General features: G+C 72.2%; 11 protein-coding genes, 2 pseudogenes and 1 riboswitch. Of the genes and pseudogenes, 11 read left to right on the forward strand and 2 right to left on the reverse strand.

Annotation, left to right across the window (positions count from 1 at the left end; all coding sequences use genetic code 11):
• Positions 1 to 178: 178 nt before the first annotated feature.
• On the reverse strand, positions 179 to 607 hold the full coding sequence (locus CR162_RS20830) for a hypothetical protein (protein WP_099097417.1): 429 nt from the start codon (positions 605 to 607) through the stop codon (positions 179 to 181).
• A 360-nt stretch (positions 608 to 967) separates the two neighbouring features.
• On the opposite strand from CR162_RS20830, the gene CR162_RS20835 reads away from it, so the two are divergent.
• Positions 968 to 1,291: a hypothetical protein gene (locus CR162_RS20835; RefSeq protein WP_099097429.1), complete on the forward strand. Its 324-nt coding sequence runs from the start codon at positions 968 to 970 to the stop codon at positions 1,289 to 1,291.
• 88 nt (positions 1,292 to 1,379) lie between these two features.
• Positions 1,380 to 1,823, forward strand: a complete 444-nt coding sequence (gene mntR, locus CR162_RS20840; RefSeq protein ID WP_245870516.1) for a manganese-binding transcriptional regulator MntR — start codon at positions 1,380 to 1,382, stop codon at positions 1,821 to 1,823.
• Positions 1,824 to 1,860: 37 nt separating this feature from the next.
• Here the strand turns inward: mntR and CR162_RS20845 are convergent, their stop codons facing one another.
• The gene (locus CR162_RS20845; protein WP_099097419.1) at positions 1,861 to 2,316 is read right to left on the reverse strand and encodes an iron dependent repressor, metal binding and dimerization domain protein; all 456 of its coding nucleotides are present in this window, start codon (positions 2,314 to 2,316) and stop codon (positions 1,861 to 1,863) included.
• A gap of 86 nt (positions 2,317 to 2,402) precedes the next feature.
• On the opposite strand from CR162_RS20845, the gene CR162_RS20850 reads away from it, so the two are divergent.
• From CR162_RS20850 to CR162_RS20890, 9 genes and pseudogenes are all read left to right on the forward strand, one after another.
• Positions 2,403 to 3,362: a metal ABC transporter substrate-binding protein gene (locus tag CR162_RS20850; protein WP_099097420.1), complete on the forward strand. Its 960-nt coding sequence runs from the start codon at positions 2,403 to 2,405 to the stop codon at positions 3,360 to 3,362.
• Between the two features lie 151 nt (positions 3,363 to 3,513).
• Positions 3,514 to 4,341 (forward strand): metal ABC transporter ATP-binding protein, encoded by an 828-nt coding sequence (locus CR162_RS20855; RefSeq protein ID WP_281255023.1) that lies wholly within the window; start codon positions 3,514 to 3,516, stop codon positions 4,339 to 4,341.
• Complete coding sequence (locus CR162_RS20860) at positions 4,338 to 5,207, forward strand: metal ABC transporter permease (RefSeq protein ID WP_099097422.1); 870 nt, start codon at positions 4,338 to 4,340, stop codon at positions 5,205 to 5,207. Before CR162_RS20855 ends, CR162_RS20860 begins: the two co-directional genes overlap by 4 nt.
• Entirely contained in the window at positions 5,204 to 6,058 is an 855-nt protein-coding gene (locus CR162_RS20865) for a metal ABC transporter permease (protein WP_099097423.1), read from the forward strand. Before CR162_RS20860 ends, CR162_RS20865 begins: the two co-directional genes overlap by 4 nt.
• An 86-nt stretch (positions 6,059 to 6,144) precedes the next feature.
• Complete coding sequence (locus CR162_RS20870) at positions 6,145 to 7,500, forward strand: carbohydrate porin (RefSeq protein ID WP_099097424.1); 1,356 nt, start codon at positions 6,145 to 6,147, stop codon at positions 7,498 to 7,500.
• Positions 7,501 to 7,628: 128 nt separating this feature from the next.
• A riboswitch (cobalamin riboswitch) is annotated at positions 7,629 to 7,863 on the forward strand.
• A gap of 120 nt (positions 7,864 to 7,983) precedes the next feature.
• Entirely contained in the window at positions 7,984 to 10,302 is a 2,319-nt protein-coding gene (metE, locus tag CR162_RS20875; RefSeq protein ID WP_099097425.1) for a 5-methyltetrahydropteroyltriglutamate--homocysteine S-methyltransferase, read from the forward strand.
• 85 nt (positions 10,303 to 10,387) lie between these two features.
• Positions 10,388 to 10,981: pseudogene (locus CR162_RS20880) on the forward strand (methylenetetrahydrofolate reductase); the annotation flags it as partial.
• 118 nt (positions 10,982 to 11,099) lie between these two features.
• Positions 11,100 to 12,446, forward strand: a complete 1,347-nt coding sequence (locus CR162_RS20885) for an IS5 family transposase (RefSeq protein WP_099097427.1) — start codon at positions 11,100 to 11,102, stop codon at positions 12,444 to 12,446.
• An 18-nt stretch (positions 12,447 to 12,464) separates the two neighbouring features.
• Positions 12,465 to 12,845: pseudogene (locus CR162_RS20890) on the forward strand (methylenetetrahydrofolate reductase); the annotation flags it as partial.
• Positions 12,846 to 12,905 lie beyond the last annotated feature (60 nt).

The following is a 12,905-nucleotide window of genomic DNA, read 5'->3' on the forward strand; positions in this document are numbered from 1 at the left end:
GACCAAAGACAAGGCGGGGGATTGTCAATATATTCCTAAATACTGTCCTGTTGCCGGGAACCGGAGGCGTCCTCGCCCCCCGGCTCGGCTTCACAGGCGGGCCATCGCTGCTTTCCTGCCGCCCATCCCGCGGGGGCGGCGGGGCCGCACGCTCCTTCGGCGGTCCGGCCCCGCCTCCTCAACCCGGCTGGCGGCGTTTCGGAGGCCTGACAGGGGATTTTTCCGGCGGCGCGGGCTCGGGGCCGGCCATGGCCCGCATGACATGCAGCGCGGCGGCGCGGCCGGGGATGTCCAGGCGCCGATAGGCGCGGAGCAGCGCATCCTCGTCGGCGGCGAGCAGGCCGAGGCTGGCCTGCTCCTCCTCGAGAAGCTCCTGGGGCGGCTGCGCATCCGGGTCGAGGCCCACGAGATAGGCGACCGAGGTGGACAGCGCCTCGGCGAGCCGCACCAGCGACTGCCCCCGTGGCGGGCGGGCCTTGCCCTGGCGGATGCGCTCCAGCAGGTCCGGGGCCAGGCCGGCGGCGCGCAGGGCCTCGCCGGCGGCGAGCTCCAGCCGCTCCAGCCGCCCCTCGATGCGCGCGACGAAAGGATGAGCCTCGACCTCCATGCCGCCTCCCAGCAGGCCATGCGCCCGCGTGAAACAGGCCTCCCCCGCAGGACCGGCGCGCCGCGCGCGGCGGGGAAGGGGAGGGCGGGCGCGCCATGCCCGCCCCTCGGCCCACAGCATGGGCCCGCTCGCCCCTCTCCGCCAATGGCCCGCGCGGGTGGGCGGCGCTTCCGGGTGGCGGCCGGCATCCCCATGTTCCGTGCCATGCCGCCCAACTCGCCCCCCCGCCCGAAGCCTGCGCCCGCGAGCCCGGCGCCCCCGCCTCCGCGCCAGGGCGCCGCTGGGGTGGAAGGGGAGGGGTCCGCTCCCCGGGAGCGGGAGGATGACGCCGGCGAACCCTCGCTGTCCGGCGGCCATCCCGTGACGCCCGATGGCCGCTACCTGGTGGTGCGCGGGCGGCTGTGGCGCCGCGCCAACCCCGCCCTCGATGAGGCGTGCCGCGCCCGCCTGATGCGGGAGCTGATGGCGGCGCGCCGCGACAAGGGTGCGGCGATGCGCCGGGGCGACGCCGCGGCGCGCGAGGCGGCGCGGGCGCGGGTCGATGCCGCGAAGCACGCGCTGGGCGAGCGCGGCCCGGTCTGGTGGGATGACGGCGCGCCCGACCTCAACCGGCGCCTGGCGCGCAACACGCCCTATGCGGAATGGTTCGCGCGGCTGCCAAAGGGGCGCGGGGAGAGGAGCTGACGGCACCCGCCGCGAGGGCTGCGGGGCGTGGCTGGCCCGCCGCCGCTCTGCTATCCTGCCGGAACCGAAAGAGGAGCGGACGGGATTGGTGAAGCGGCGCCGTGGCCAGGCATTGCCGGAGGCCCAGGCTCACTCGGAAGGCTTCCGGCAGACCAGGGAGGCGCGCCGCTCCGCGCTGGTCGAGGACTATCTCGAGCTGATCGCCGACCTGATCGAGGACGGCAACGAGGCGCGCCAGGTCGACATCGCCGCGCGCCTCGGCGTGGCGCAGCCGACGGTCGCCAAGATGCTGTCGCGTCTGGCGGAGGAGGGGCTGGTGGAGCGCCGGCCCTATCGCGGCATCTTCCTGACCGAGACCGGCACGCGCATCGCCCAGGCCAGCCGGGAGCGGCACGAGATCGTCGAGGCCTTTCTCCGCTCCATCGGCGTCAGCGCCGAGACCGCGCGCATCGACGCCGAGGGCATCGAGCACCATGTGAGCGCCGAGACGCTCGAGGTCTTCCGCAGGCTCGCGGCAAGGCGTCCGTCCTAGCCAGGCCTCCGCCCGGGCCACACGGCCCTCCCGTTGATCACGCAAGGTCCGCGCCGCGCGGCGGCCTTGCCCGGTGCCGCCGCAGGAAGGCGGCGACCCGGCCCATGCTCTCCTCGCTGATGCCATGCGCCATGCGGGCGGCGTCGCGCCCGGCGGTGGGCGGCGGCACGCCCATCGCCACCAGCATGGCGGCCACCATGCCGCGCCGGGTGCATATCGCCGCGGCGAGCTCGGCCCCCTCCACGGTGAGGAACACGCTGCGATAGGGCTTGGAGTGCGCGAGGCCGAGCGCCTTGAGCCGCGCGATGCTCCGGATCGCGGTGACATGCGAGACCCCCAGCCGGGCGGCGATGGCGGTGGGCCGCGCTTCCCCCTCCTCGCCGATCAGCCGCGCGATCGTGACCAGATAGCCCTCGAGCACGGCGGAGACGCGACCCTGCGCCGCCGGCCCGTTCTCCTGGTCGTCGCGTGGCGACGCGGGCCATGGCTGCATGGACGGTTTTCCCTCTTGTGTATAGCATAAGCTATACTATCACCATGAAGCTTCAAGTTAGCGATTCGGCAACAGGAGAGAGTGTGATGCATATCCGAACGACCCGGCGCCTGGCCGGCGCCGCCGTGCTCGGCATGGCGCTGCTGTTCGGCGCCGCCCCCGGCGCCTCGGCGCAGGATGCCGGCGGCAAGCCCATCCGCGTGGTGACCACCTTCACCATCCTGCAGGACATGGCGCAGAACGTGGCCGGCGAGGCGGCCATCGTGGAATCCATCACCCGCCCCGGCGCCGAGATCCACGACTACGAGCCGACGCCGCTCGACGTGGTGAAGGCGCAGGCGGCCGACCTGGTGCTGTGGAACGGCATGGGGCTGGAGCGCTGGTTCGAGCGCTTCTTCCAGCGGGTGAAGGACGTGCCCTCCGCCGTGCTCACCGAGGGCATCACGCCCGTCAACATCACCGAGGGGCCCTATTCCGGCCGGCCCAACCCGCATAGCTGGATGTCGCCCGCCAATGCGGTGATCTATGTGGAGAACATCCGCAAGGCGCTGGTCGCCGCCGATCCGCGCAACGAGGCGGTCTACAACGCCAATGCCGCGCGCTACGCCGAGCAGATCAAGGCGCTCGATGCGCCGATCCGCGAGCAGCTCTCGCGCATCCCGGCCGAGCGCCGCTGGCTGGTGAGCTGCGAGGGCGCCTTCTCCTACCTGACCCAGAACTACGGCATGAAGGAGCTGTATCTCTGGCCGATCAACGCCGAGGAGGAAGGCACGCCGCAGCAGATCCGCAAGGTGGTGGACACCGTCCGCAAGAACCGCATCCCCGCGCTGTTCTGCGAGAGCACCGTGAGCGACCGGGCCATGCGGCAGGTGGCGCGCGAGGGCAATTCCCGCTTCGCGGGCGAGCTGTACGCGGACAGCCTGACCGATGAGGGCGGCGATGCGCCGACCTATGTGAAGCTGCTGGAATACAACGCCAACGCCATCGTGCGCGCCTTCCAGGCCAAGCCCGTCCAGGGCCAGGCTCAGGGCCAGGCGGGGCGCTGAGGCCATGAGCCGCCGCCCGGCCTCCCCTGGAGCCGCTGAGCGCCTCCCGCCCGCGCTCGGCCGGTGCCCCACCCCCGGGCCGGGCGGCGGACCTCACGGCCAGTCTCCGGCGGAGCGGCCCGCCGCCCCGCCGCCCTGCCCGGAACTGCGCGTGCGCGACGTGACGGTGGCCTATCCCAACGGCCATGTCGCCCTGCGGGACGCTTCGCTGGCGCTGGAGGGGCCGACCATCTGCGGCCTGCTCGGCGTCAACGGCGCGGGCAAGTCCACCCTGTTCAAGGCCATCATGGGCATGGTGAAGCCGGCGAGCGGCGAGGTGCGGCTCGGCGGCCGCCCCGTGGCCGAGGCGCAGAAGCTGAACTGGGTCGCCTATGTGCCGCAGAACGAGGACGTGGACTGGGCCTTTCCCGTCAGCGTGCGCGACGTCGTCATGATGGGCCGCTACGGCTACATGAGCATGCTCCGCATCCCCCGCGCCGCCGACCGCGCCGCCGTCGAGCAGGGGCTGAAGCGCGTCGGCATGTGGGAGTTCCGCGACCGGCAGATCGGCCAGCTCTCGGGCGGCCAGAAGAAGCGCGTCTTCCTCGCCCGCGCCCTGGCGCAGGATGGCCGCGTCATCCTGCTCGACGAGCCCTTCGGCGGCGTGGACGTGACGACGCAGGAGCAGATCACCGCGCTGCTGCGCGAGCTGCGGGCGGAAGGGCGCATCATCCTCGTCTCCACCCACGACCTCGCCAGCGTACCGGGCTTCTGCGACCAGGTGGCGCTGGTCAAGGAAACGGTGCTGGCGGCGGGGCCCACGGCGGAGGTGTTCACCCCCCGGCAGCTCGCCCGCGCCTTTGGCGCCCCGGCGCGGCGGCAGGCGGGCGGCGCGGGCGCGGCCACCCTGGTCGCGGGGCCGGATGGCGCGACGCTGGTGGTGGACGCGCAGGGCGCCATCCTGGGCCGGCTGGATGCCGGCGTGGCGGCGCGGCCATGACCGAGATGCTGCTGGTGCCCTTCGAATACGAGTACATGCGCAACGCCATGCTGGTCAGCGCCGTCATCGGCGCGGTGTGCGGGCTGCTGTCCGGCTTCGTGGCGCTGAAGGGCTGGTCGCTGCTGGGCGACGCGCTGGCGCATGCGGTGGTGCCGGGTGTCGCGCTGGCCTGGATCCTCGGCCTGCCCTTCGCGCTTGGCGCCTTCGCCTCGGGCATGCTGGCGGCATGGGTGATGGGCTTCATCCGTCGCAACAGCCGCATCCGCGAGGATGCCGCCATCGGCATCGTCTTCACCGCCTTCTTCGGCGCCGGCCTGGTGCTGCTCACCCTCTTTCCGAGCAACATCCGGCTGCAGACCATCATCCTCGGCAACGTGCTGGGCATCGCGCCGGAGGACACGACGCAGATGCTGATCGTCGCGGCCGGCGTGCTGGCGGTCATGGCGCTGCGCGGGCGCGACCTGATGCTCTGGGCCTTCGACGCGACGCATGCGCGCGCCATCGGCCTCAACACCGGGCTGCTGCAGATGCTGCTGCTGGGCTGCGTCGCCGCCGTGGCCGTGGCCGCCATGGTCGCCGTGGGCGCGGTGCTGGTCATCGCCATGCTGGTGGCGCCCGGGGCCACCGCCTACCTGCTCACCGACCGCTTCGGGCGCATGCTGGCCGGCGCCACGGCGCTCGGCGCCGCGACCGCGCTGGCCGGCGCCTATGCCAGCTACTTCATCGACGGCTCGACGGGCGGCGTCATCGTCTGCCTGCAGGCGCTGATCTTCATCCTGGCGCTGGTCCTGGCGCCCCGGCACGGATTGCTCGCCGCCCGCAGGGCGCGGCGGCAGGCCGCGCGGCCGGCGGGGTTCGCGGCATGATGCAGTCCTTTCTCGCGCCCTTCCAGTATCCCTTCATGCTGGAGGCCATGGGCGTCGGCGCGCTGGTGGCCGCCGCCTGCGCCCTGCTCTCCTGCTACATCGTGCTGAAGGGATGGTCGCTGCTGGGGGACGCCATTTCGCACGCGGTGCTGCCCGGCGTGGTGATCGCCTCGGCGCTGGGCCTGCCCATCGCCATCGGCGCCTTCGCCGCCGGCATGGCCTGCGCGCTCGGGGCCGGCTTCGTGCAGAGCCACAGCCGGGTGAAGGAGGACGCGGCGCTCGGCGTGGTGTTCACCGGCATGTTCGCCGCCGGCATTGTCATGCTCGCTTTCCTGCGCACGGACGCGCACATCACCCACATCCTGTTCGGCAACATCCTCGGCATCGAGCCGGAGGATTTCTGGCAGACGCTGGCGGTGGGCGGCGCGACGCTGCTGGTGCTGCTGGTGAAGGGGCGGGACCTGACGCTGTTCTGCTTCGACCCCACCCATGCGCGCGGCATCGGCCTGAACATCGCGGCGCTGCGCTACCTGTTCCTGGCGCTGCTGTCGGCGGCGATCGTGGCCGGCGTGCAGGCGGTGGGCGTGATCCTGGTGGTGGCGCTGCTGATCACGCCGGGCTGCATCGGCTACCTGCTGTGCAACCGCTTCGGGCCGATGCAGCTCATCGCCGTGGCCGCTGCGGTGTTCGCCAACCTCGCCGGCATCCTGCTGAGCTACCACCTCAACATCTCGCCCGCGGGCGCCATCGTCGTGGTGCTGTCGCTGGTCTTCGCCGTCACGCTGGTCGCGGCGCCGGAGCACGGGCTGCTGGCGAGCCGCCGGGCGAGGCGCCGCGCGGCCGCGGAATAGCCCGCGGCGCCCGGCCGGGCCCTCGCACGCCCCTCATATAGCAATTGCTAAACATTGAAGCAGAAGAAACAGGAGAATTGCATCCGATGATCCATCTCCGCAGCGCCGCGGGCTGCTTCAGCCTGGCGGCCATCCTGGCGGCGCTGCATCCGGCGGCGCCCGCTTTGGCGCAGGCCCCTGGCAGCGTCCCCGCCGACGCCGCCTGCGCCGAGGGGCACCGCCTCGCCCAGGGCGTCTGCGTCAGCGCCGGCCTGGTGGTCGATGGCTTCGCCAATCTGAGAGGCGGCATCCACCGCTCCGCCGCCGCGCTGGGGCAGCTTTCCGCGGCCCTCGAGGCCGATCTCGGCCAGGCGATCTCGCCCGCGCTGGAGGGCTGGAGCTTTGGCCTCAGCACGGTTGGCATCCATGGTCGGCAGCCGACGCCGACGCTGGTCGGCAGCCTGGCGCCGGTGAGCAATGCCGAGGCGCTCTCCACCTTCCGGCTGAACGAGCTGTGGGTCGAGCGGTCCTGGGAGGGCGTGGCCGCCATCCGCCTCGGCCAGCTCGCGGTGGACAGCGAGTTCGCCGCCGCCGAGGCCGCCGGCCTGCTGAGGAACGGCACCTTCGGCTGGCCCGTGGCGCTGGCCACCAGCCTGCCCAGCGGCGGCGTCGCCTATCCCTTCGCGGCACCCGGCATCCGCCTGGCGCTCGGCGACCCGGATGGCGCGACCGGCCTGCGCCTCGGCGTCTTCGCGGGCGATCCGGGCGGCCGCTACGGCGATGAGACCGACCCCCAGCGCCACAACCGCCACGGCACCAATTTCAGCTTCAATGGCGGCACCTTCATGATTCTGGAGGCGGTCACCGGCGGCACGGCGAAGGAGGGGCCGCGCCCCTGGACGGCGAAGCTCGGCCTGTGGCTGCACGCCCGCGGCGCCTTCGCCGACCAGCGGCGCGACGCGGAGGGGCTGTCCCTGGCCGACCCGGCCTCCAGCGGCGAGCCGCGCGGCCATCGCGGCAACCATGGCGCCTATGGCATCGCCGAGGCGACGCTGTGGAGAAGCGGCGCGCAGAGCCTCGCCGCCTTCGGCCGGGTCTTCGCCCAGCCCGCCGACCGCAACCTGGTCTCCTTCCAGGCGGATGCCGGCATCGCCTGGGCCGGCCCCTTCGGCCGCGCGGGCGAGACCTTCAGCCTCGGCACCTCCTTCGCCCGCATTGGACAGGATGCCCGCGGGCTGGACCGGGACATCGCCGCCTTCGGCGACGAGGACAGGGTGCGGCGCGACCATGAATGGGTGGTCGAGGCCAGTTACGACATTCCCCTCGTCGAAGGGCGGCTGCACCTGCGGCCGGGCCTGCAATGGCTGGTCCATCCCGCCGCGCGGGAGCCCGATGAGCGCGTCTCCGGCCGCCCGATCCGTGACGCGCTGGTGGCCGGCCTCCGGCTCGAAGCCACCTTCTGAGCGGGTTGCTGCCTGACCCCGGCACCGCCCGGGAGCAGGAGGACAGGGCGGGGTCGGCCGATGCCGCCTTTCGCCATAAAATAACATAATGATATCTTTATATGGCTTGACCTCGTCACGGAACTTCCGCCACATGGCGGGGTCGAGGTTCCCCGGCGCGGTATCGCGCGCCGGGGCTAAGAGGGAATCCGGTGCCGGCGCCGCGGTGTGGCGCCCAGGCCGGAGCTGCCCCCGCAACTGTGAGCGGCGAGCCGCGGTCCATCACGCGCCACTGGTGCCCCGGGCTCAGCCCCAGGCGCCGGGAAGGCCGGACCAAGGCGATGACCCGTGAGCCAGGAGACCTGCCCCGGCACATAACGTCCTCCGGCGGGGTGCCCGGTCAGGTCGCAGCTCCCGCATGGCCGGAGCCCGCTTCGCGGCGGGCCGCGGCCGCGTGACGGCTCGCGCCTGCCCCTCCTCGCCAGAACCGCAAAGGCGAGGTTCATGTCTGTCACGGTCGCATCCCTTGGCTTCCCCCGCATCGGCCCGCGCCGGGAACTGAAGCTGGCCCTGGAGCGCTACTGGTCCGGCCAGTCGGACCGCGGCGAACTGCTGGCCGCCGCCGCCGCGCTGCGGGCCGGGGCCTGGGCGCGGCAGAAGGCGCTCGGCGTCGACCACGTGCCAAGCAACGACTTCTCCTTCTACGACCACGTGCTCGACACCAGCGCCATGGTCGGCGCCATTCCCGCCATCTATGGCTGGACCGGCGGGCCGGTGGACCTCGACACCTATTTCGCCATGGCGCGCGGCGCCCAGGGCGAGGCGCATGCGGAGTGCGGCCATGGCTGCACCCACAAGGCGGTGGACGTGCCGGCCGCCGAGATGACCAAGTGGTTCGACACGAACTACCACTACCTGGTGCCCGAGTTCTCCGCCGGGCAGGCTTTCGCGCTCTCCTCCACCAAGGTGGTGGACGAGTTCCTGGAGGCGAAGGCCCAGGGCATCCACACCCGCCCCGTGCTGCTCGGCCCCGTCACCTTCCTCAAGCTCGGCAAGGGCCATGCGGGCGGGCTGCACCGGGACGCGCTGCTGCGCGCCATCCTGCCCGTCTATGCCGAGGTGCTGAAGCGGCTGGCCGCCGCCGGCGCCGACTGGGTGCAGGTCGACGAACCCTGCCTGGTGCTCGACCTGGCGGCGGAGGAGCACGCCGCGCTGCGCCACGCCTATGGCACGCTGGCCGACGCCGCGCCCGGCATCCGGCTGATGCTGGCCACCTATTTCGGCGGGCTCAGCGGCAATCTGGAGACGGCGCTCGGCCTGCCGGTGGCCGGGCTGCACATCGACCTGGTCCGCGCGCCGGAACAGCTGGGGCCGGTGCTGGCCGCCGCCCGGCCGGATCTCGTGCTGTCGCTCGGGGTGGTGGATGGGCGCAATGTCTGGCGCGCCGACCTCGAGGCCATCCTCGCCCGCCTGGAGCCCGTGGCGAGGGAGCGCGACATCGTCCTCGCCCCCTCCTGCTCGCTGCTGCACACGCCGATCGACCTGGCGCAGGAGACGGCGCTGGACGCGGATGTGCGGAGCTGGCTCGCCTTCGCCGTGCAGAAGCTCGAGGAGCTGGCGACCCTGGCCCGCGCGCTGAACGAGGGGCGCGGCAGCGTGGCCGAAGCCCTGGCCGCCTCCTCGGCGGCGGCGCGGGCGCGCAGGACCTCGCCCAAGATCCATGACGCGGCCGTGGCCGCCCGGATGGCCGGCGCGGATACCGGCCTGGCCCGCCGCGCCAGCCCCTTCGCGGCGCGCCGCAAGGTCCAGATGGAGAAGCTCGGGCTTCCCGCCTTCCCCACCACCACCATCGGCTCCTTCCCGCAGACCGAGGCGGTGCGCAAGGCCCGCGCCGCCCACGGCAAGGGCGCGATGACGGATGCCGCGTACGAGGCCTTCCTGCGCGAGGAGACGGCGCGCACCGTGCGCTGGCAGGAGGAGATCGGCCTCGACGTGCTGGTGCATGGCGAGTTCGAGCGCAACGACATGGTGCAGTATTTCGGCGAGCAGCTCTCCGGCTTCGCCTTCACGAAGCATGGCTGGGTGCAGTCCTACGGCTCCCGCTGCGTGCGCCCGCCCATCCTGTTCGGCGACGTGTCGCGCCCCCGCCCGATGACGGTGGAATGGTGGCGATACGCCCAGGGGCTCACGGAGCGGCCGATGAAGGGCATGCTGACGGGGCCTGTCACCATCCTCAACTGGTCCTTCGTGCGCGACGACGTGCCGCGCGAGCACGCCTGCCGGCAGATCGCGCTGGCCATCCGCGACGAGGTGGTGGACCTGGAGCGGGCGGGCGCGAGAGTCATCCAGATCGACGAGGCGGCGCTGCGCGAGGGCCTGCCGCTGCGCCGGAGCGACTGGCGGCACTACCTGGACTGGGCGGTGGAGTGCTTCCGCATCGCCTCCTCCGGCGTGGCGGACGCGACGCAGATCCACACCCACATGTGCTACTCGGAGTTCAACGACATCATCGCCGCCATCGGCGACATGGATGCCGACGTCATCTCCATCGAGACGGCGCGCTCGAGGATGGAACTGCTGGGCGCCTTCGCCGAGTACCGCTACCCGGCCGAGATCGGGCCCGGCGTCTATGACATCCACTCCCCGCGCGTGCCGGCGGTGGACGAGATGGCGGCGCTGCTGGAGGCGGCGCGCGCGCGCCTGGCGCCGGAGCAGATCTGGGTGAACCCCGATTGCGGCCTCAAGACCCGCAAGTGGCCGGAAACCCGCGCCGCGCTGGCCAACATGGTCGCGGCGGCGAAGCAGGCGCGCGCGCGGGCCTGAACGACAGCCGGGGCCGCGCATGGGCGCGGCTCCTCCACCGGCGGCCGCGCTTCCCTGGCCGCATCACCGGGAAAGGGTTCTCACCATGGGCAGCCTGGCCAAGCCGGCACCGACCTTGCAGCGCTGGCTTTCGGGCGAGCGTATCGGCCCCCTGCCGGTGCGCGCGGCGGGCCAGCCCCCGCCGCTGCTCTCCTTCGAGTTCTTCCCGCCCCGGACCGAGGCGCTGGAGCAGCAGCTCTGGACCTGCATCCGGCGGCTGGCGCCGCTCGCGCCGCGCTTCGTCTCCGTCACCTACGGCGCCGGCGGCAGCACCCATGCCCGCACCCATGCCACCGTCGCGCGGCTGGCGCGCGAGACGGCGCTGGTGCCCGCCGCCCACCTGACCTGCGTGGGCGCCACGCGGGAGGAGGTGGACGAGGTGGCGCGCGGCTACTGGGCGGCGGGGGTGCGCCACATCGTGGCGCTGCGGGGCGACCCGCCCGCCGGCACTGGATACGAGCCCCATCCGGGCGGCTACCGCCATGCCAGCGACCTCGTGGCGGGCCTGCGGCGGATCGCCGACTTCGAGATCTCGGTCGCCGCCTATCCGGAGGTCCACCCGGCGGCGCGCAGCGCGGAGGACGACCTCGACAACCTCAAGCGCAAGCTGGATGCGGGCGCCACGCGGGCCATCACCCAGTAGTCGGCCTTGAACAACCAGCAACCCGTTGATCTGAGGCAGGAAAGCTCGGGATTTGGGGTGCTGGAATTGCAAGGTTTGATTGGAATGGGCGGCAAAGCCTGCGATTCTGCCAGCCATGAAGCACCGTTCCCGCCCGGCTGAGCAGGACGACCTGCTGCGTCCTCGACTGCTCGACATGATCGATGGGCGGCACGAACTGGTCCGGCTGGCAGCGCTGATCGACTGGTCCTGGTTCGAGCGGGAATGGGCGGGCTTCTTCCCCGCCTCCGAGGGACGGCCTGCTACCAATCCGCGGCTGGTGGCGGGACTGATGTACTTGCAGCACGCCTACGGCCTCTCCGACGAGGCCGTCCTCGCCCGCTGGGTGGAGAACCCGTATTTCCAGCACTTCACCGGCGAGACGTTCTTCCAGCACCGCTTGCCCATTCACCCCTCTTCTCTCAGCCGCTGGCGAAGCCGCATCGGCGAGGAGGGCGTGGAGTGGCTGCTGAGCAAGACGATCGAGGCGGGCCGTGCCGCGGGGGCCGTGTCGGAACGCAGCCTGGCCGAAATCGCGGTGGACACCACCGTGATGGAGAAGGCCATCGCCCATCCGACCGACAGCCGCCTCTACGAGAAGGCGCGCCGCTCGCTGGTAACGCTGGCCGAGAGGGCGGGCATTCGGTTGCGGCAGAACTACAATCGCAAGGCTCCGCGTCTGGCCGCGCAAGCGGGGCGGCACGCCCATGCCCGGCAGTTCCGGCGGATGCGCAAGGCGCTGCGCACCTTGAAGGGCTACACGGGGCGTGTCCTACGCGACATCGGCCGCAAGCTCGGCGCCGTCCCCGCAGGGCGGCTGCGGATGCAGATCGAGCAGCGCCTCGCGCTCGTCACCCGCCTGCTACGGCAGACACCCAAGAGCGCGGGCAAGATCTACGCCCTGCACGAGCCGGAGGTGGACTGCATCTCCAAGGGCAAGGCGCGGGTGCGCTACGAGTTTGGCACCAAGGTCAGCATCGCCACCACGCTCGCCGGTGGCTTCGTCCTGGGCATGCGCTCCATGCCCGGCAATCCCTATGACGGACACACCCTCGCCGACACCCTCCAGCAGGTCGAAACCCTGACCGGGCGATCCCCCAGCCTCGCCGTGGTCGATCGCGGCTACCGCGGCCATGGGGTACAAGGCACCAGGGTGCTCATCAGCGGCACGCGCCGTGGCCTGACACCAAGGCTGGCCAGGCTCCTCCGGCGACGCAGCGCCATCGAACCCGAGATTGGCCACATGAAGACCGATGGCCGCCTTGCACGCTGCGCCCTCAAGGGCACCCTCGGCGACGCCCTCTTCGCTCTCCTCTGCGGCTGCGGCCACAACATCCGCAAGATCCTCGCCCACCTCAGGGCACTTTTACTCGCTCTCCTCGCCAGCCTCATCCACGCAATCGCCCAGCCGGGCCGCCATCCAGTGACAGCCCGGGCGGCCTGAACGGGTTGTTCAAGGCCGACCCAGTACTTCTTTGACACGGCCACCTATCTGCGCTTCCTGGACCGCTGCCTGGCCGCCGGCATCACCGCGCCGGTCGTGCCCGGCATCATGCCCGTCTCCAACTACGCCCAGGCCGCCCGCTTCTCGGCGATGTGCGGCACCAGCGTTCCCGCCTGGCTCGGCGCCCTGTTCGAGGGCACCGAGGACGACCCGGAGATCCGCCGCATGGTGGCCAGCATCGTCGCCGCCGAGCAGGTGCGCACGCTCCAGGCCAACGGCATCGACGAGTTCCATTTCTACACGCTGAACCGGCCGGAGCTGACCTACGCCATCGCCCACATCCTGGGCGTCCGGCCGAGGGACGGCGCATCCGCCCCGCCGGCAGCGGGCCGCCCGTGACCCTCGCGCGGCCCGCGCTCCTCCAGCCCGCCCCGAAGGCGGCGGCCCCGCGCCGGCCGG

Source organism: Teichococcus rhizosphaerae (assembly GCF_002631185.1).
GTDB classification, from domain to species: Bacteria; Pseudomonadota; Alphaproteobacteria; order Acetobacterales; family Acetobacteraceae; genus Pseudoroseomonas; species Pseudoroseomonas rhizosphaerae.

What these genes read in the sequence shown, in the direction of transcription:
- CR162_RS20845 (WP_099097419.1), bottom strand. Translation starts at nt 2,316, where the DNA reads ATGCAGCCATGGCCCGCGTCGCCACGCGACGACCAGGAGAACGGGCCG.
- metE (WP_099097425.1), top strand. Translation starts at nt 7,984, where the DNA reads ATGTCTGTCACGGTCGCATCCCTTGGCTTCCCCCGCATCGGCCCGCGC.
- CR162_RS20830 (WP_099097417.1), bottom strand. Translation starts at nt 607, where the DNA reads ATGGAGGTCGAGGCTCATCCTTTCGTCGCGCGCATCGAGGGGCGGCTG.
- CR162_RS20865 (WP_099097423.1), top strand. Translation starts at nt 5,204, where the DNA reads ATGATGCAGTCCTTTCTCGCGCCCTTCCAGTATCCCTTCATGCTGGAG.
- CR162_RS20885 (WP_099097427.1), top strand. Translation starts at nt 11,100, where the DNA reads ATGAAGCACCGTTCCCGCCCGGCTGAGCAGGACGACCTGCTGCGTCCT.
- CR162_RS20850 (WP_099097420.1), top strand. Translation starts at nt 2,403, where the DNA reads ATGCATATCCGAACGACCCGGCGCCTGGCCGGCGCCGCCGTGCTCGGC.
- CR162_RS20860 (WP_099097422.1), top strand. Translation starts at nt 4,338, where the DNA reads ATGACCGAGATGCTGCTGGTGCCCTTCGAATACGAGTACATGCGCAAC.
- CR162_RS20870 (WP_099097424.1), top strand. Translation starts at nt 6,145, where the DNA reads ATGATCCATCTCCGCAGCGCCGCGGGCTGCTTCAGCCTGGCGGCCATC.